This is a genomic window from Arthrobacter sp. TmtSoilC48 (assembly GCF_059739425.1).
The window spans coordinates 2,330,663-2,348,982 of record NZ_AP046049.1; the positions used below are offsets into that span (position 1 = coordinate 2,330,663).

The 18,320-nt window shown below is 62.0% G+C and carries 14 protein-coding genes; 11 read left to right on the top strand and 3 right to left on the bottom strand.

All coding sequences use genetic code 11. The features are described 5' to 3' along the window. The first annotated feature begins 2 nt into the window (after positions 1-2). A complete protein-coding gene (gene rsmD, locus AC6I97_RS10960; RefSeq protein WP_224164595.1) occupies positions 3-569 on the top strand; it encodes a 16S rRNA (guanine(966)-N(2))-methyltransferase RsmD in 567 nt (188 codons plus the stop codon). Here the strand turns inward: rsmD and AC6I97_RS10965 are convergent. Together AC6I97_RS10965 and AC6I97_RS10970 are read right to left on the bottom strand one after the other, a co-directional pair. Further along, positions 566-1,360: a spermidine synthase gene (locus AC6I97_RS10965; protein WP_497947046.1), complete on the bottom strand. Its 795-nt coding sequence runs from the start codon at positions 1,358-1,360 to the stop codon at positions 566-568. The two genes, rsmD and AC6I97_RS10965, sit on opposite strands and share 4 nt — an antisense overlap. Next, positions 1,357-2,607: an aminotransferase class I/II-fold pyridoxal phosphate-dependent enzyme gene (locus AC6I97_RS10970; protein ID WP_497944884.1), complete on the bottom strand. Its 1,251-nt coding sequence runs from the start codon at positions 2,605-2,607 to the stop codon at positions 1,357-1,359. Before AC6I97_RS10970 ends, AC6I97_RS10965 begins: the two co-directional genes overlap by 4 nt. 35 nt (positions 2,608-2,642) lie before the next feature. Here AC6I97_RS10970 and coaD point away from each other — a divergent pair, with 35 nt between their 5' ends. The 9 genes from coaD (at position 2,643) to AC6I97_RS11015 (ending at position 9,315) form a co-directional block, all read left to right on the top strand. Continuing rightward, complete coding sequence (gene coaD, locus AC6I97_RS10975) at positions 2,643-3,125, top strand: pantetheine-phosphate adenylyltransferase (RefSeq protein ID WP_223933289.1); 483 nt, start codon at positions 2,643-2,645, stop codon at positions 3,123-3,125. A gap of 183 nt (positions 3,126-3,308) precedes the next feature. Then, positions 3,309-3,836, top strand: coding sequence for a YceD family protein (locus AC6I97_RS10980; protein WP_224090813.1), 528 nt, complete (start codon positions 3,309-3,311; stop codon positions 3,834-3,836). Positions 3,837-3,869: 33 nt separating this feature from the next. After that, positions 3,870-4,073, top strand: coding sequence for a 50S ribosomal protein L32 (gene rpmF / locus AC6I97_RS10985; protein WP_011775139.1), 204 nt, complete (start codon positions 3,870-3,872; stop codon positions 4,071-4,073). Between the two features lie 23 nt (positions 4,074-4,096). Continuing rightward, the gene (rnc, locus tag AC6I97_RS10990) at positions 4,097-4,807 is read left to right on the top strand and encodes a ribonuclease III (protein ID WP_216923862.1); all 711 of its coding nucleotides are present in this window, start codon (positions 4,097-4,099) and stop codon (positions 4,805-4,807) included. A gap of 19 nt (positions 4,808-4,826) precedes the next feature. Beyond that, positions 4,827-5,783: a bifunctional DNA-formamidopyrimidine glycosylase/DNA-(apurinic or apyrimidinic site) lyase gene (gene mutM, locus AC6I97_RS10995; RefSeq protein ID WP_497944885.1), complete on the top strand. Its 957-nt coding sequence runs from the start codon at positions 4,827-4,829 to the stop codon at positions 5,781-5,783. A gap of 46 nt (positions 5,784-5,829) precedes the next feature. Beyond that, positions 5,830-6,264, top strand: coding sequence for a hypothetical protein (locus AC6I97_RS11000; RefSeq protein WP_497944886.1), 435 nt, complete (start codon positions 5,830-5,832; stop codon positions 6,262-6,264). Further along, entirely contained in the window at positions 6,261-6,953 is a 693-nt protein-coding gene (locus AC6I97_RS11005) for a hypothetical protein (protein WP_497944887.1), read from the top strand. Before AC6I97_RS11000 ends, AC6I97_RS11005 begins: the two co-directional genes overlap by 4 nt. Before the next feature lie 8 nt (positions 6,954-6,961). Then, positions 6,962-8,281, top strand: coding sequence for an MFS transporter (locus tag AC6I97_RS11010; protein WP_497944888.1), 1,320 nt, complete (start codon positions 6,962-6,964; stop codon positions 8,279-8,281). Then, on the top strand, positions 8,278-9,315 hold the full coding sequence (locus AC6I97_RS11015; protein ID WP_497944889.1) for a hypothetical protein: 1,038 nt from the start codon (positions 8,278-8,280) through the stop codon (positions 9,313-9,315). Before AC6I97_RS11010 ends, AC6I97_RS11015 begins: the two co-directional genes overlap by 4 nt. Before the next feature lie 158 nt (positions 9,316-9,473). On the opposite strand, the gene AC6I97_RS11020 is transcribed toward AC6I97_RS11015, so the two are convergent. Then, positions 9,474-14,360, bottom strand: a complete 4,887-nt coding sequence (locus tag AC6I97_RS11020; protein WP_497944890.1) for a DUF4082 domain-containing protein — start codon at positions 14,358-14,360, stop codon at positions 9,474-9,476. Positions 14,361-14,727: 367 nt separating this feature from the next. On the opposite strand from AC6I97_RS11020, the gene smc reads away from it, so the two are divergent. Beyond that, positions 14,728-18,312 (top strand): chromosome segregation protein SMC, encoded by a 3,585-nt coding sequence (gene smc / locus AC6I97_RS11025; RefSeq protein ID WP_497944891.1) that lies wholly within the window; start codon positions 14,728-14,730, stop codon positions 18,310-18,312. Positions 18,313-18,320 lie beyond the last annotated feature (8 nt).

An 18,320-nucleotide genomic window follows, 5' to 3' on the forward strand; every position in this document is an offset into this window, starting at 1 on the left:
CTGTGAGCCGGATCATTGCCGGAGTTGCTGGTGGGAATCCGCTTACGAGCGTGCCCGGGACCGCAACGCGGCCCACTACGGACCGTGTTAAGGAAGCACTGTTTTCCCGGCTCGAGTCTTTGGCTGTCATCGATGATTCCCGGGTGTTGGATCTCTATGCCGGTTCCGGAGCCCTGGGTGTGGAAAGCGCCAGCCGGGGCGCCCGCAGCGTGGACCTGGTGGAATTCGATGCCAAGGCCAGTGATGCCTGCCAACGCAACGCGGATTTGGTCAACCAAATCCTGGGCGGCAAGAAAGTTTCAGTCCATCGGTCCAAGGTGGAGTCTTTCCTGGAGCGCGCCACAGCACGCGATGTGTGGGACCTGGTGTTCCTGGATCCGCCATATCCGCTGGACGAACCAGCGTTGAGTGCCGTGCTGGCCAAGTTGTCGCCCCACTTGGATGAAGGGGCGGTCGTGGTGGTGGAGAGGTCGTCCAGGAGTGCCGAACCGGACTGGCCTGAAGCGCTGGAATGTTTCGCTGACAAGAAGTACGGCGAGACCAAGCTGTGGTTCGCTGAACCCTCCTAGCCTGAAATTCTGTCCAGGTCCACGCCATGGAGGACTGTTGCCGGGTGTGGGCCGCGCGAGAGTAGCGCGCTGGTCCACGCTGCCGGCCATGGCGTTCGGGTGCCCACCAGGATGATGTTGCCGGGGTAGCGCCCCGCGAACATTCCCGTCTCGGCAAATGCGATAACGTCCGCCATGGCTTGCCGGAGGGCTTTTACCTGGCTTCGCACCAGGGTTAGCGCCGGTTCGTCGCCGACGTTCACGATCAGTACGCCGTCTGGCCTCAAGCGGGCAGCGGCCTCTTCGTAGAACTCCCTGCACGCGATGTGGGCTGGTGCTTCCGGCCCGGAGAAGATATCAAGGATGACGACGTCGAACTCCACGTTGGCGGGAAGTTCGGCCAGCGCCTCGCGTGCGTCGCCTATATGGGTGTACAGCCGCGTGCCCGCCGGCATGGGCAGCTTTTGCAGGACGAAGTCGAGCAATTCGCGTTCGAGTTCCACTGCATACTGGTCTGAACCTGGACGCGTTGCCTGGATGTATCGGGCCAAAGTCAGGGCGCCGGCGCCGAGGTGGAGCACAGAGAGTGGCTCTCCAGGCTCTGCGGCCAGATCCACCACATGAGCGATCCGGCGAAGATATTCGTAGAAGATCTCCGCGGGGTTGGCCACGTTCACGTGGGATTGTTCAGCACCACCGATGCTGAGGATGTAACTGCCTTCAATGAGCGTATCGGCATCAACAGTGGCGTGCTGCCCTGTGGTCCGCAGGAAACGCGTGGCGTGATGGCGGCCGGAGTCGTTGCGATTCAGAGCAGGTCCTTAAGTGCGGACAATCGTTCGGCCGCTTCTTCCAGGACGCTGGTTTTCTTGCAGAAGGCGAAACGCAACAGGCTGCGGGTTCGCTGCGCTCCTTCAGGGTGGCAAAAAACAGGAACCGGGATCGCGGCGACACCTACCAGGCCTGGCAACCGGCGTGCCAGGTCCACGGAGTCCTTGATGCCCAGTGGTTCTGTGTCGACGTTGACGAAGTACGTACCGCGTGGCGTGAAGACGTTGAATCCTGCAGCGCGAAGGCCCTCGGAGAGGATGTCGCGTTTGTGGCGAAGCGTTTCGGCTATCCCGGTGTAGAACGTGTCAGGAAGGGCAAGTCCCACCGCGATGGCGCTTTGGAACGGCGTGCCCGAGCTGTATGTCAGGAACTGTTTGACGGTGCGGACGGCGGCAACCAGGTCCTGGGGGCCGCTAAGCCAGCCGATTTTCCACCCGGTGAAGGAGAAGGTCTTTCCTGCAGAGGAGATTGTGAGGGTCCGTTCCGCAGCCCCAGGCAAGGAAGCGACTGGAATATGTGGTACGCCGAAGGTGAGGTGCTCGTAGACTTCGTCGCTGACAATGATGGCGTCGTACTTGATGGCCAGCTCAACCACCTTTTCCAGGACCTCTTGGGGGAAAACGGCGCCGGTGGGATTGTGCGGGTTGTTCAGGAGCACCACCTTGGTCCGGCTGCTGAAGGCCTCTTCCAGCCTGGCGGGGTCCGGAAGGAAATCCGGGGCCGCCAGGGGAGCGGTGACATGTTGTGCCCCTGCCAATCCGATGATGGCTCCATAGGAGTCATAGAACGGTTCGAAGGTGAGGACTTCGTCACCGGGCTGGACGAAAGCCAAAAGTGACGCCGCTATGGCTTCGGTGGCGCCGGTAGTGATGATGATTTCCGTTTGCGGGTCTGGAGTGAGTCCATAGAACCGGAGTTGGTGTTCCGCGACAGCTTCGCGCAACTCCGTGGTGCCCTTGCCGGGTGCGTATTGGTTGGCTCCTGCGGCGATGGCTGCCTGCGCTGCGGCTTTGATCTCCGTGGGCCCGTCCTCGTCGGGGAAGCCCTGTCCGAGGTTGATGGCGCCGGAGGATATTGCCAAGGTGGTCATCTCCTCGAAGATGGTCACTCCGAGGTTTCCGTCAGGCGAAAGCAGGTTGGCGCCGGTGGCGGCCCGCTGCCATGGCGCGGAGGCCTGGCCCGTTGTATGGAGCGGTAAAGTCCTGCCTGCTGATGACATGTCAGCCATGGTATCCCGGCGAAGCTATGGGGTAGGTTCGTGTCATGAGACGTGCGGTATGCCCTGGATCCTTTGACCCTATCCACAACGGACATCTCGAAGTCATCGCGCGGGCAGCGGGCCTGTTTGACGAAGTCATCGTGGCCGTGTCCACCAATTACGCCAAGAAGTACCGCTTCAGCCTCGAAGACCGGATGGAGATGGCCCGCGAGACGCTGGCATCCTTGCGAGGCATTATCGTTGAGCCGATGGGGGAGGGGCTGTTGGCCGAGTACTGCCGCCATCGGGGTGTTTCGGCAATCGTGAAAGGCCTGCGCTCGTCCTCGGACTTTGACTACGAATTGCCGATGGCCACCATGAACCGTCAGCTGACCGGCGTCGAAACCGTCTTCCTGCCGGCAGAAGCGCACTATGTCCACCTTTCGTCCACCTTGATCAAAGAGGTCAACGTATTGGGCGGTGACATTTCGGATTTCGTACCGAAATCTGTGTTGAAGCGGCTCCTCGCTGGCGAGTCTGGAACGTAACCCTCCCGCAAGGGGGTAGTCTTGATAGGTACCTCGCAGCTTCTTGCGGTGGATCCCAGCTGAAACCGTGGCGTTCTTTGCGCGCCCGGCACCGGTTTGAGTCCTCAGGCTTGATCAGGCTAAGATGGTACGTCGGTCATATGTTCTACAGGAGTTCTCATTAAGCGAGATGCAAGTTCGCCCTTGGCGCTGGTAGTCAAGGACCTTGGACGCAGTCCAGGAACCATGCGGACACTCAACGAACATGTACCGGCGCCAAGTGACCTTGGTGTGGCGCTCATTGGCGTGAAGGAAGGCTCGGATGTCGAATTGGATCTTCGCCTTGAGGCCGTACACGAAGGAATTCTGGTATCAGGATCCGTAATCGTCGAAGTAACCGGCGAATGCGGTCGATGCCTGGATCCCCTTGCGTATGACCTTGAAGTCAATGTGCAAGAACTTTTCTTCTATGAAGGCGTCGAGCTTTCTGACGAAGAAGACGATGAAGAGCAACGTCGAGTCGAGCACGATCTGATCGATCTTGAGCCGGTGTTGCGGGACGCAGTTGTCACTATGCTGCCGTTCCAGCCGGTGTGCCGGGAAGACTGCCAGGGCCTTTGCTCCGAATGTGGAGCACGCCTGGAAGACGAGCCGGGGCACCACCACGAGGTCATTGACCCTCGCTGGGCTGCCCTAGCTGATCTGGCTAAGACTGACCGGCAAACTGATTAGTAAGTGTTGGACTAAGAGAGAAATGAGATAGCCGTGGCTGTTCCCAAGCGGAAAATGTCTCGCGCAAACACACGCGCCCGCCGTGCCCAGTGGAAGGCAACTGCCCCCAACTTGGTCAAGACCATCGAAAACGGTCAGGTTACTTACAGCCTGCCGCACCAGGCAAAGGTCGTCACTGACTCTGCCGGCACCGCGCTGTTCCTTGAATACAAGGGCCGCAAGGTAGCAGACGCCTAATCTGCCCCATAGGCTGACAAAGGATGTCTTCAACTGAAGAGCTTCTGAAGCGTCTCGGTGTCTCCATTGACACCGAGACGCTTCGTCTTGCTCTGACACATCGCTCATACGCGTATGAGAACGGTGGGATTCCCACCAATGAGCGTCTCGAGTTCCTCGGCGACTCCATTCTGGGGTTCTCCGTGACCGATTCGCTCTACCGCGAGAACCCCGCGCTGCCTGAAGGCGAGCTCGCAAAGCGGCGATCCGCCGTCGTGAGCACGCGTGCCCTCGCTGGAATCGGTCGCGAGCTTGGCGTGGGCGAGTTCATTTACCTCGGGCAGGGCGAGAAGCTCACCGACGGCAAGAACAAGGCCTCGATCCTCGCGGATACGATGGAAGCGCTCATAGGTGCGACGTACCTCTCCAACGACATCGAAACGGCACGCCAGCTGGTGATGCGCCTTGTGGGCCCGCTCCTGAAGGACGCCGGCGCCCTTGGAGCGGGTACCGACTGGAAGACGAGCATCCAGGAACTGACCGCCAGCCGCCAACTCGGAGCAATCCACTATGCCGTGGAAGGCTCGGGCCCGGATCATGCGCGTACGTTCGAGGCCGTCCTGAACATTGGTGGGACGCCTTATGGCCGCGGCGCGGGCCATTCAAAGAAGGAAGCCGAGCAGGAGGCTGCCGCCGATGCCTGGCGTGCCCTGACTGCCCTGGACCAAGCTCCTGCCGGACCCGCTTCCGCCTGAAGCCGAGTCCACAGACCCAATGCCTGAACTTCCCGAAGTAGAAGTGGTTCGCCGTGGCCTGGCCCGCTGGGTCCGGGGCCGGACGATCACCGGGGTTGACGTCCTTGACTCCCGCTCCATCCGCAGGCATGCCCTTGGCACAGAGGATTTCATCGGCAATCTTGAGCACGCCACGGTGATGGACGTCGTCCGCCGCGGTAAGTTTCTCTGGATGCCGCTCGCCATGGACAGCCTGGGTTCCGTTGGCAGCACCCTGCCCAAGGTAGCGCTCATGGCTCATCTGGGGATGAGCGGACAATTGCTCATGCAGGACCCCCATGTCCCTGACGAGAAGCATCTCAAAGTCAGAATCTCCCTCAGCCCGGTGGAGGGCATGCCGGAGCAACTGCGATTTGTGGACCAGCGCATTTTCGGTGGCCTGTTCGTGACGTCCCTGGTGCCAACTCCCGACGGCGGCCCTGGAGGCTTGGGCGAGACGCCGTTGCCTGAGATCGCTGATGAAGCCTCCCACATTGCCCGGGACCCGCTGGACCCTTACTTTTCCTTCGAGGCGTTCTACCGCAAAGTCAAAAGCCGAAAGACAGGCCTGAAGCGGGCCTTGCTGGACCAGTCGGTCATTTCCGGGATTGGCAACATCTACGCGGACGAGGCCCTCTGGCGCGCGCGCCTCCATTACGCCCGGCCTACCGACACGTTGCGCCGCAGCGATGCTGCCCGGCTTGTGCAGGCTGTGGAAGACGTCATGAACGCGGCACTGGCGGCCGGAGGCACGAGTTTTGATTCCTTGTACGTGAATGTCAATGGCGATTCGGGATACTTCGCCCGATCACTCAATGCCTACGGACGCGCGGGTGAGTTGTGCAGCCGTTGCGAAGCAGCAGGCCTGCACAACATCATCAAACGTGAGCAATTCATGAACCGCTCTTCCTGCACGTGTCCGGTTTGCCAGCCACGGCCACGAAACGGGCGTTGGTAGGGCCAAAACTGTTCCGGAATCCGGATCGCAATGGCAGACTGTCCCCATGAAAAGCTTGGCGGTTCGGATCGCCATCGCATTGGTTTTCAACGCCATCACGTTGTGGGTGGCGTCAGTTCTTCCCGGGGTCCGTTTGGGAGCCGGGTTTCTTTGGGCCGTCGTGGTGTTCACGGCGGCCACGCTTTTGGTCAAGCCGTTGATCCTGGCCTTTTTCCATCACCGCCACGTCCAGCGGGCCGAGCGGCGTACGTGGCTGGTCACCAAGGTCCTGACGGTGCTGGCCGGGCTGCTGGCCACCTTCGCCATCCTTGTGATGACGAGCATCTTTTCCAATGGGTTTACCATCAATGGCATCTTCGGCTGGATCGCGGCGACAGTGGTGATCTGGCTGGCATCGTTCATTTACGATTTCGTCGACGACGGGCTTGAGGCCAAGGCCCATGAGCTCCTTGGCGGCGCGGCAAGTCCGGGCAAGCCATGATGGCGCGGCGACTGGTGATTGCGGGCATCTGCCTCGCAGTGCTGATTGCCGCCGTAGCTCTCGTGCTGGACCAGATGGCTTCGAAACCCGGACCTGTTACGGCCCAAAGTCCGGCATCTTCGAGCCCTGGTGCGAACCCCTCGAACGGCACGGCTTCCGGCAGCGCCAGTGCACCTCCCTCCGGCAGTCCGACGTCGGGCAGTTCCGCAAGTGGCCCGGCGGACGGTGGAGGCGACGGCGGTACAACAGCCAAGCCACTCGAGGTCCTGCCCCCGGTCACATCCACGCCCACCGGGCTGCCGGAGCCGTCTGCACCGGCCCCACTTATCACTGGCCCGCTAACGAAATCCGGCACAGCGAAGGGCTCACTGGTGGAGGGCTGGCCGAGCAGCGTTGTGGCCATGCCGGCCGGGACCACAGTGGGCTCCACCAGCATCTCAACCTCCGGCAACGTCCTGCAGTTGACTGCCGACGGAATCGTGGGCACCTCGCAACAGGACGTTCTGGCCGCCTTCCGCCAATCCTTGGTCCCTCAAGGCTTCTGGTCCGAGGACGCGCCCGCGCCGGACGGAGCTGTCGCCGCGAGGTTCGTGCGCGGCACGGACACGGTGACGGTGTCGGTTTCGGTGACCGGAACCGGCGTTTCACGCTTCCAGCTTTTGGGCAGCCTGCACACGACGGCGGACTAGGGGCACGCATGTACATCTCACTTTCGGATCGCAGCGGTGGCAAACGGGAAAAGCCCCGCGGAGCCACGACGGCACTATCCAGCGAGGTGCCGTTTCGTTTGTCTCCGGTCATCCTGTGGCTAGGCCTTGTCAGCATGGTGACGGACGTGTCGTCCGAGTCCGTGACGGCAATCCTCCCGCTGTATGTGACAGGATTTCTGGGCCTGTCAACCATCGCTTTCGGATTTATCGACGGCATTAACCAAGGCGCGAGTGCAATTGTCAGGATCGCGGCGGGCTGGGCATCGGACCGCAGCGGACACCCGAAACGGATCGCATTGGCCGGCTACGGGTTGTCCATGCTCGCCAGGATAGGTTTCCTGTTCGCAGGAGGGTTCTGGGCCATAGCAGCCATTGTGACCGGGGACAGGATCGGCAAAGGCATTCGCACGGCTCCACGTGATGCGCTGATCACCGTTTCAGCGCAACCGGAACACTTGGCCCGTTCCTTTGGCGTGCACAGGATGTTGGACAACATTGGAGCTGCCGCAGGGCCAATGATTGCCTTCCTCGTGTTGCTGTTGATCCCCAATGGGTTCAGCACGGTTTTTGTGGTGTCGTTGGCCTTTGCGGTCATCGGCGTTGCAGTTCTCGGGCTGGTGGTGCCGGACCTTCGGGCGGATGGGCTAAAAGGGATTGAAGCGAACAGCGGTGCCGAACAAACAGCCGGCTCCCGGAAGAAAGGCCCCCGGCTCTTCGCGTTCTCGTGGAGCCACTTGCGGGAGCCGGGACTGGGCAAGCTATTGATCTCTGCGGGTCTCCTTGGGTTGCTGACCATTGGTGACGGTTTCATCTACCTCGTTTTGCAGGATCGGGATTCCTTTGCAGTGCAGTGGTTTCCGTTGCTTTTCGTCGGCACCAACATTGTGTTCCTGGCGTTTGCGATTCCGCTGGGGCGGCTGGCCGACCGGGTGGGCAGGGTACCGGTCTTCGTGGGAGGCCACGTCGCGCTGCTTGCCTGCTACTTCCTGGCGGCGGCGCCTTTCGGTGGCCTATGGAGCACCGTGGGCTGCCTGATCCTTCTTGGCGGGTTCTACGCAGCCACTGACGGTGTGCTGGCGGCACTGGCCAGCCAGTTGACTCCATCGGGGAAGCTGGCCACAGGCATCGCCTCTGCACAGACGGTGGTTGCGCTGAGCAGGATGACAGCCTCGGCCGGTTTTGGCGTTCTCTGGTACGCAGTAGGAGCCTCCACAGCCATGGTTGCGGCCGGAGCGTTGTTGGCATGCGCCGTGGTGGCGGTCGTCTTCATCCTCCCTGGGGCAAGGCCAAAGCTGGGCAGCGAATGAGCACTACCTTCACTGGCGGGAGGCTGCGGTGGGCCATCCTCCTTGCGGTAACGGCGGTGGTGCTCGCTGCGGCGGGTATTTATGCGGTTGGCGCCTACCAGCGGTTTGAGCAGAGCCGCACTGCCGCGCCGTCCGTAGGGGTCACTGCAGGCCAGCCGTTGCCGGATGTTCCGTTCGTCCTTTTTCGGAACACGGCAGGCGGACAGGGGTACGGTAATGCCGCTACCGTAGCGTTGTCCTCTCCTGACGGAACGCGCGCGGTGAGCGAACAGGCCTGCGACAGGGTCTACGGAACCGTGTCCACGGTAATTTGCCTCAAAACGAACCGTGGCCTCGTGACCGCGTTCGAAGCCGCCGTCCTGGATCGTGACTGGCAACAGCAACGGGCATGGCCTGTTCCGGGGATACCGAGCCGCACGCGGATCAGTGCGGACGGCTCCATGATTGCAACCACTGTCTTCGTCACAGGCCATTCATATGCGACTGCAGGGTTCTCCACCGCTACTGAAATCAACTTCACTGCGGGTGGTTCAGGTGGTTCGGGGAATCTGGAGGACTTCGCACTGATAGTCAACGGCGAGCGCTTGCAGGCCCCGGACAGAAACATTTGGGGGGTTACCTTTGCACCTGGGCAAAGCGACGTCTTCTACGCCACTGCGGCTTCCTCCGGGCGTATCTGGCTTGTTCGTGGCAGTTTGTCGGCCAAGACCCTGACTGCGGTCCACGATAACGTCGAGTGCCCGTCCATCTCACCGGATGGCACACGGATTGCCTACAAGAAGAACGACGCCGGGTCGTTGACTGCGCACTGGAAAGTCGCACTGCTTGACTTGGCTACGGGACGGGAAACTGTTCTTTCGGAGAAGCGAAGCGTGGATGACCAAATCGAATGGTTGGACAACCAAAACCTGCTTTACGGATTGGCCGACGAAAATATCCCAGGTGACAGCAATATCTGGAAGCTGGGGACGGATCCGGCGTCACAGCCCAGCCTGTTTATCCCCCATGCGTGGTCGCCCAGCGTAGTTCGATAAACCCAGCGTAGTTCGATAAACCCAGCGTAGTTCGATAAAGACGTAGCCCGCTGAAGGGCTGTGCTGGGTTGATGCTTAAATGCCAACGTCCGGCCCTTGGAGTTCAAGGGGGGCCGGACGCCGGCAGATCGGGGCGGGTTTAGCGCATCAGCAGATCCTCAGCAGATTCCAAGGAGGCCGCAGACCAAACCACCTGATTGCGTGGAGGTTGGGGTCGGACTGGGAGCGGCTGTTGGGGTCGCCGTTGTTGTCGTGGTGGCCGTGGGGGTCGGCGTCGGTGTCGCTGTAGCGCTCGCCTGGGTTTGCGCTTGAGCGGTAGCGGTGGAGTAGACCACGTCCACAAAGTAGTTCGTGGCATTCCAGGAACTGCTTGGCATTGCTCCAGAGGCACCATAGCGGTACAGGCCGTTGTCAGGTCCGGAAGCCGTGAAGACGCCACTGGTCCACGTTTGGTTGAAGAAGCCGGTGGTGTAGGAGTATCTGCCATTGGGTGCCCGGTAGGACACCACGTATCTCTGACCCGTCACCAGCGCAACTGGTGTGGACAGTGTGGCTGTTTGCCATCCAGTAGCCGTCTCGTTGACGAAGGTCACTTGTGCCAGGCGGGTGCCGGACGCGTTCCACAGCGACCCAACATGGGTCCCGGTATTCCCGGTGCCTTTATAGAAACGAATGCCTGTCACGTTGCCTGCCTGGGAAACGGTGAATGCGGTCCCCAGTTCCACCGCTTTCGTTTCCGAAGCCGAGGCCACTTGCGGTAGCAGCGACCCAAAGATGGTGGACTGTTGCACGGTGGGGCTGGCTGTAGTGAACTGCCAGCTGGTCGGCGGCAGGGTTTGACCCTGTTGCGAAACCACGTTCGTCACGCTGACGGATACCGACGCGCTGCTGGGCAGGGCCGTGGTCGGCGTAAACGTCACCGTCCGGCTGTCTGCGGACAACGCGGTGGTGCCCGCTACGGATGCGCCATTGGCAGTCAATGCCATCGTCGCTCCGGACCGGATAGCCGAGGACAGCGTTATCGAGGGTTTGACGTCGGTGGGGATGCCCGTAGCGCCAGGTGCCGGCACCTGGGCCGTGACCGTCAGTGGGGGTTCGGGCACCGTGAGCACCAGGTCCACTAGATAACTTGCTGTGGAAGGCACGTTCGGGAAATCGCTGCTGTAAGAGAACGCTCCTGCGTCTGAAGCGGTTCGCAGGGGTCCACTGGTGAGACCTTCACCGAAGCCGTTGGCCGTGTAGGAGTACTTGCCGGTCGGCGACTTGTAGGCCACCACATATTCAGTGTCAGCGGCAATATTGACTGGTTGGCTGAAGGTTGCCGTCTGCCAACCCATGCTCGACTCGTTGGTAAACGTGACCGATGCAAGGAGCTGTCCGGCACCGGAGTAGAGCGAACCCGTATGCGTCCCGGTGTTTCCAGCGGACTTGTAGAAGCGGATGCCCGTCACCTGTCCTGTTGTGTCACTGGAGAAGCGGACGCCCAGCGTCAGCGGTGCACCATCGTCAACCTCGGCAGTCGTCGGCGTGACGCTGTCCTGGTACAGGGTGCAGGGGCACGAGCCCGGTATGCGCGGAGTTGGAACTGTGGTGAAGGTCCAGGTACCTCCGGTCAATTGCTGCCCGGAGGCAGACGCCGTCGCAGCCAGAGTGGCCGTGTATGACGTACCAGCGGCGAGAGGCGAGGCGGGGGTGAACGTCACCTGGCGCGTTGTTTGGTCATAGCTTGTTGTTCCAGCTACGGCGGCGCCACTGGCGGTTTTCACTCCGAGCGTGACGCTTGACGGTGTGGCTGCTTCAGAAAGTACGGCGCTGACCTTGCTGTCCAGCGGGACACTGGACGCGCCAGGCAAAGGCGACTGTGCGCTTGCCGTGAAGGCAGGCGGTGGAATCATGGCCACGACGTCAACCAGGTAGCTGGCGGTTGAACGGGAAGCCGGGAAGCCTCCGCTGTACGTGTAGGCACCAGCATCCGAGTCTGTGCGCAAAGGTCCAACACTCATGCCTGAACCGAAGCCGTTGGTGGTTGCGGAGTACGTGCCCGTCAGGGACGTGTAGGACACAATGTAGTCCGTGTTGGCAGCGATCTGGACAGGCTGGCCGAAGATCGCTGTTTGCCATCCGGAAGCACTCTCATTGGCGAAAGTGACTGTCGCCAGCTGTTGTCCGGACGCGGTGTACAGCGCCCCGTTGTGGGTGCCGGTGTTGCCGGCCGACTTGTAGAACCTGACGCCCGTGACTTCGCCGGCCCTGATGCTGGAGAAACGCACGCCAAGAGTTAGTGGAACTCCGTCCCGGATCTCGGCAATGCCGGGTGTAACGCTGTCATCGAAGAGACTGCACGGGCAGTCCCCGGCGACCGGCAAGGTTGCCGCCGTCGTGAAGGACCAGGTTCCACCGGCAGTTACTGATCCGCCGATCGAATCGGTCCCTGTCAGGGTTGCCGTGTACGTCGTGCTGAAGGCCAAGGCAGATGACGGCGTGAACGTCGCCCTACGCGTGGCGGAGTCGTACGCCGTGGTGCCCGCCACGGTGCCGGAGGAGGACTTCAACGTCAGCTGGACGCTGGATGCAGTAACCGGTTTGGAGAACACGGCACTGACTTTGGTATTGACGGAAACGCTGGAGGAGGACGGGTAAGGCGTTTGTCCGGAAACCGTCATCGGCGTGGTGTCAACCGTGCTGAAAAGGGCGTCAACGAAGTAGTGGCCGCCGTTGTGGCTGGCGATCGGGAATCCCGAACCGCTGTAGACGCCCGCAGGCTGGGCACCGAAGCCGCCGGCAACTGTCAACGGCGCATCCGTCCAGCCACTGTAGGCCCACTGGTATTCCTTGCTGGCATAGTGGCCGTTCGGGGCCCAGTAAGAAACCGTGTAAGTTTGCCCGGCTGCCACAGGGACGGCCTGGCTGAAGAGGACCTGCTGCCAACCGGACGTTGTTTCATTGCTGAAAGTGGCCGTTGCCAGGCGCTCGCCTGAGCCGCTCCAGAGCGAGCCGATGTGCGTGCCTGTATTGGCCTGGCTCTTGTAGAACCTCACGCCCGTGACGAAACCATCCACAGTTGGCGAGAACCGCAGTCCCAGTTCATAGGCCCCGGCGTCGCCGGAGTCCTGGATGGCAGGGACAGTCTGGCCGAAGACGCTGTAGGGGCCGGTAATGGTGAGGTTCCGGGTGGAAGCGGCACCAATGTTGGCGCTGTCATCGATGGCCCGGACCTGGACAGTGGCCGCTGAGAGGCCTTTCTGGATGTAGGTGTAGGTCCAGTTCTGCTTGCCTTGGGCCGGGTGCCACGTAGTGCCACCGTCCGTTGACACCTCGACGCCGGCCACGACGCCGCCGCTGTCTGAGGCAGTACCGGAAACGGTAACGCTTGTTCCGTGGGCAGTGGAGGCAGCGTTGGCGGGTGCGGCAATGGAGACGGTTGGCCCGGTTCGATCCGTGCTGGCCGTTGCGGCGACGATGCCCGCTGCCCGTGTGGCGGGTTGGGCACCCATGTCTGCCAGCAGGTTCGCTTGGGCCTGCCGCATCCGGGGATCGGCCGCTGCGCCATCGCCGTCGTGTTCCTGGTCCAGGCCCCAGGTCCACTGGACGCTGCCGGCAGAGAACACCAAGGCACCGCTGGGGGCACGGTAGAGAGTCAGATGATGTGTGGTGCGGCCCGGCTTAACGGTATTGCCGAAGTCCTGCAGGTACTGGTCAACGTTCCCAACCGTGGTGGACAGCTGGATCAGGCCCGCTGGCCGGAAGCCATTGTCCAGGTCCTCGTTGGACTCATATCCGATGGTGTGGGGGGCCAAAGCCGCCGAGGAACCTGCCGGCAGCGACGTCAGGGATGTATTACGCCACAGCCTCGTCTTCCCTTCCTCGGCCGAGACGGTCACGGGCAGGTCAGTGTAGTTGGACATGTATAGAGTTCCGGTAAGCCCGTTCTCCGGTAAGCCCGCGCCAGCGCTTTGCGAAGCAAACCGCGGGTCACGCCACGTGCCGGTCCACTGGGTACTGGGGTCGCTCTTGGTGTTGGCCCACGTCTCCTTGTAGCAGGTCAAAGTGCGGCCGGCGCCCCCATCAACCGTGGACGCCTCGAAACGCGTGTGCCAGTACATCTCATTGCCGGAGAGGAACTGCAGGTTTACGCCCGCGTCCCTGGCTGCGGTGACGGCAGCGCGTTGCGGGCCGGACCAGTATTCATCATGGCCCACCGACAGGAAGACCTTGTGATTAAGCAACTGGGCGCCGCTGCGGTCCGTATCCAAGCCACTTATGTAGCTGACGTCGTAGCCATTCTGTTCCAGGAAGCGAACCATCGGATACTCGTTGGCGAAGTAGAAGTCCCGTCCGCCAATCCCGCCACGGGTGTCCATGGGACGGTTGTAACTGAGTTTGTAGGCCCTGCCGTTGGCCGCGCCCTGGTAGAAGTTGGAGCCGCCGTAACCGTTGTACGCCTGCCATGTTGTGTCGGAGGTCTGGAAGACGACGTCGGAATGGTTGCCATCGTTTCGGACAATGAACGTGATGTGGCTCTGGTCTCCGTTGTCAGGCCGCGTCAGGAGAGCAATGTAAATGCCCGAGACAGCCGTCGAGGGAACCTGCCAGGTCGCTGAAACAGCCCAGTTGCCACAGTCATAGAGTTCGGTAGTCAGGTCACTGATGCACTGGGGCTGGTTCTGCCGCAGTACCGACGGCGTCACGTTGGCGATCTTCCGGGCTCCATCACCCCCGTACCAACCTGTGCGATAGATGGCAATGGTGTAGTTGGCGGCGTTCGTATCGATCTTGAACTTGATTGGCTGCCCGGCGTTGACACTGATCTCCGTGGAAAATCCCTGTATCCCGGCGTCGCCCGCCCCGGCAATGTCCCACTCCGATGGGGGACTTCCGGGTTTGGAGTTTTCACACACCACAGGATTCATCCCGGGGTCGCAAGGGCCCGCTGCGACGGCCGCCGGTGCAGTTAGAGGCAGCAAAGCTGCAACCATGGCAATCACCAAAGGCAAGAGGAAGCCTTTGAGGACTTGCTGTGGTCGGGTAGCTGAAGGACCGGTCATCAGAACTCCTGGAGTGGTACGCCAATTGCGAATATGGGTCCGCGTCTAGCGCACGGTCCCTGCTTGCCGCTCCCCAGCCAGGGTCAAACCAAGATCTTCAGTTATGGAATACGGGTTCTGCACTTGGCTGATCGTTTCCGAATATCTGGACCGTATCCAGCCTTAACCCGAGGGACCTTCAGGTCAAAGCCGGATCACCGGAGCGAATCCGCCAAGTAACCCTTGGCAGGAGTGTAGGGGCGCGGCACCCCTGCCGCAAGGCTTTCCCGTTACAGATCCATGGATTTCGGCCAAACGGCAGTAGATTTAGGGAGATACAGCCGCCCCCGAGGGCTGACAACAGACCATCCAGGAGAACCGAACCGCCTTGCATTTGAAAAGTCTGACTGTCCGCGGATTCAAGTCGTTTGCGTCGGCCACGACGTTCGACTTCGAGCCCGGCGTCACCGCAGTCGTCGGTCCCAACGGTTCGGGCAAGTCCAACGTCGTGGATGCCTTGGCCTGGGTCATGGGGGAGCAAGGCGCCAAGACGCTGCGCGGCGGCAAGATGGAAGATGTCATCTTTGCCGGCACGTCCGGCAGGCCTCCTTTGGGACGCGCCCACGTTTCCCTGACCATCGACAACGCGGACAACGCGCTTCCCATTGAATACAGCGAAGTCACGATTTCCCGCACACTTTTCCGGACCGGAGGCTCCGAATACGCCATCAACGGTGCGCCCTGCCGGCTCCTGGACATCCAGGAGCTTTTGTCCGATTCCGGACTGGGACGCGAGATGCACGTGATAGTCGGCCAAGGCCAGTTGGACCGCGTACTACACGCGACACCTGAAGACCGCCGCGGTTTCATCGAGGAAGCCTCAGGTATCCTCAAGCACCGGCGCCGCAAGGAAAAAACCGTCCGTAAGCTCGAAGCCATGCAGGCCAACCTGGCCCGTCTTGGCGACCTCACCGCAGAGATCCGGCGCCAGCTGACACCCTTGGGCAAGCAGGCAGAAATCGCCCGGCGTGCACAAACAGTCCAGTTCGATGTCAGGGACGCCCGCGCCCGGCTCCTCGCCGACGACCTCGTAGCGCTGACATCGAGCCTGGAGCAGGACGTCGCAGACGAAGCCGCCCTCAAGGAACGCCGCCAGGTGGTCGAGGCAGAACTGGGCCACGGCCGGCAACGCCAAGCCGCATTGGAACAGCAGGCAGCGGAAGCAACCCCCCGGCTCAACGCAGCGCGGGACAACTGGTACAAGCTGTCGGCGGGCCGTGAGCGGCTCCGCTCGCTGGGTTCCCTGGCAGCCGAACGTCGCCGGCTGCTGGGCTCCTCGGAAGCTGTACCGGACTCCGGCCGGGACCCCGAACAGCTGGAGCGCCAGGCGGCGAAGGTCCGCGGGGAACAAGCGGCCTTGGAACACGACATCCTCGCCAAGCAGGCCGCCCTCCTGGAAGCAACAGTGGCGAAGGACTCTGCTGAGGCGCTCGCAGCCGCAGAGGACAAACGGCTGACGGCCATGCTAAGGGCAGCTGCCGACCGTCGTGAAGGTCTGGCCAGGCTCGCAGGCCAGGTCGCGGCCGCACGCTCCAGGGCAGAAGCGGCGGAGGCCGAGCGCGGCCGGCTCCGCGAATCACTGGCTGCGGGCAACGAGCGACGCCGCCACGCGCAGAGCGAATTCGCTGCACTCGAATCGCAGGTTGCAGGGGTTGAAGATGGCGAAGAGAGCCTGGACGCCGAGTACGAGAATGCCACTGAGGCTCTGGACTCCGTGCTGGCGGAGATCGAAGAGCTGAAGTCCGCGGAACGGGAAGCACTTCGTCAGCGGGATGCCCTGACCGCGCGCCGCGATGCACTTCTTTTGGGACTGAACCGCAAGGACGGCTCGGAGCGTCTGCTCACTGGCGATGTCCAGGGGATTCTCGGGCCGCTGGCCGGGATGCTGGCCATTGAGCCCGGTTATGAGGCCGCGATAGCAGCCGCGTTGGGCTCGGCATCGGACGCGCTCGTGGTAGGGGACTCCACTGTCGCTGTCGCCGCGATCCAACTGTTGAAAGAGGACGACGCCGGCAGGGCCGCGTTGCTCTTGGCCAACGCCGACTGTGGGGCTGGCGAAGCAGCATCCCCCGTGGAGCTGCCGGTTGGCAGCAGATGGGCAGTGGACGTCCTCAAAGTCACCGAACCAGCTGCCCAGGGTACCTTGGCCCTGCTGGCCGGGACCGCCGTCGTCGACGATCCGGCAGGGGCGGCAGGGCTGATTGGTGAACACCCGGAACTCAAGGTGGTCACCCGTACGGGCGACGTCTTCACCGCGCTGACCGCCCAGGGCGGTTCAGCCACGGCGCCCTCCCTGCTGGAGATCCAGGCAGCAGTGGACGACGCCGTGGCCGGCCTCCAGGAGGTTACGGCACGGTTGGAGCGTGGACGGTTCGCCCTGGCCGGGGCCGAAGCCCGTCGCGCCGAAGCCCAGGACCGGGCGGATGCGGCCTTGGAAAGGCTGCATGAATCCGATGCACGCCTTGCTGCCGTAGCAGAGCGCCTGGGCCACTTGAACTCCCTTCTTCGCAGCGCGGTGGGTGAAAGCGAACGCCTGGAGGCATCACTGGCGCGTGCCGAAGCGAACATTGCAGAAGCCCGGTTGGACCTTGAAGTCGCGGCTGAGCGGCTCGCCGCCGCCCAGGAAGCTCCGGACGAGGAACCCTCCACGGATCGGCGGGACGAACTCGCTGCACAGGCGCGCTTGGCCCGTTCCAACGAAATGGAAGCCCGGCTTGCCCTCCGTACGGCAGAAGAACAAGTAGGCGCTGTCGCTGGCCGGGCGGCCTCACTGGAACGCGCAGCGGCTACGGAGCGGCGGGCCCGTGAAGAGGCGGCCCGGCGGGCGCAAAGGCGGCGCGCCCAGGCCCAACGTGCTGGTGCAGTGGTGTCGGCCGTTGAGCAGGCGCTTCGCTTCATCGATATATCAGTGGATCTCGCCGGCCATGAACGCGACCTTGCCGAGCAAGCGCGCGAGCAACTGGAGAAGGAACTCTCGGGCGTGCGTTCCGGAAACGATTCGCTGGCAAAGGAACTCGCCGAACTTACCGACTCTGTGCACAAGGACGAGATGGCAAGGACCCAACAGCGTCTTCGAATCGAGGCGTTGGAGGCCCGTTCCATCGAGGAACTCGGACTATCGGCTGAACAGCTCGTTGCAGATTACGGACCCGATCAACCTGTCCCACAGCCGGCTGCCGCAACCACGGACAAATGGGCGGAACTCCGTGCGCCGGTGGACGAAACGGGTGCACCGCTCGTGGAGGGAATTCCCTTCGACCGGGCTGAGCAGGAGAAGAGGCTCAAAAAGGCTGAACGGGAACTGGCGGCACTGGGGAAGGTCAACCCCCTGGCCCTGGAAGAGTTTGCCGCGCTTGAGGAGCGCCACCAGTTCCTCAGTTCGCAACTGGAGGACCTCAAGTCCAGCCGTAAGGACTTGCTGGACATCATCAAGGAAGTGGATAACCGCGTACAGCAGGTCTTCACCGAAGCCTTTGCCGATACCTCTGCACAGTTTGACCGCGTCTTCGCACGGCTCTTCCCAGGAGGCGAGGGCAGGCTGGTCCTGACGGATCCAAACGACATGTTGACCACTGGCATCGAGGTGGAAGCCAGGCCGGCAGGCAAGAAGATCAAGAGGTTGTCCCTGCTCTCCGGCGGCGAACGGTCACTGACCGCTGTGGCACTGCTGGTGGCGATCTTTAAAGCCCGGCCGTCGCCGTTTTACGTCATGGACGAAGTGGAAGCGGCCTTGGACGACACCAACCTTGGCCGGCTTATCACGATCTTCGAAGAGCTTCGGGAGTCCAGTCAGTTGATCGTCATCACGCACCAGAAGCGCACCATGGAAGTGGCCGACGCCCTCTACGGCGTCACGATGCGTGGCGACGGGGTGTCCACCGTCATCAGCCAACGGCTCGGTGCCGGGGCATAGCTTTATGA

Excerpts from the sequence above, each read along its gene's own strand:
- AC6I97_RS10970 (WP_497944884.1), bottom strand. The coding sequence starts at position 2,607 with ATGGCTGACATGTCATCAGCAGGCAGGACTTTACCGCTCCATACAACG.
- coaD (WP_223933289.1), top strand. The coding sequence starts at position 2,643 with ATGAGACGTGCGGTATGCCCTGGATCCTTTGACCCTATCCACAACGGA.
- rnc (WP_216923862.1), top strand. The coding sequence starts at position 4,097 with ATGTCTTCAACTGAAGAGCTTCTGAAGCGTCTCGGTGTCTCCATTGAC.
- mutM (WP_497944885.1), top strand. The coding sequence starts at position 4,827 with ATGCCTGAACTTCCCGAAGTAGAAGTGGTTCGCCGTGGCCTGGCCCGC.
- AC6I97_RS11000 (WP_497944886.1), top strand. The coding sequence starts at position 5,830 with ATGAAAAGCTTGGCGGTTCGGATCGCCATCGCATTGGTTTTCAACGCC.
- AC6I97_RS11005 (WP_497944887.1), top strand. The coding sequence starts at position 6,261 with ATGATGGCGCGGCGACTGGTGATTGCGGGCATCTGCCTCGCAGTGCTG.
- AC6I97_RS11010 (WP_497944888.1), top strand. The coding sequence starts at position 6,962 with ATGTACATCTCACTTTCGGATCGCAGCGGTGGCAAACGGGAAAAGCCC.
- AC6I97_RS11015 (WP_497944889.1), top strand. The coding sequence starts at position 8,278 with ATGAGCACTACCTTCACTGGCGGGAGGCTGCGGTGGGCCATCCTCCTT.
- AC6I97_RS11020 (WP_497944890.1), bottom strand. The coding sequence starts at position 14,360 with ATGACCGGTCCTTCAGCTACCCGACCACAGCAAGTCCTCAAAGGCTTC.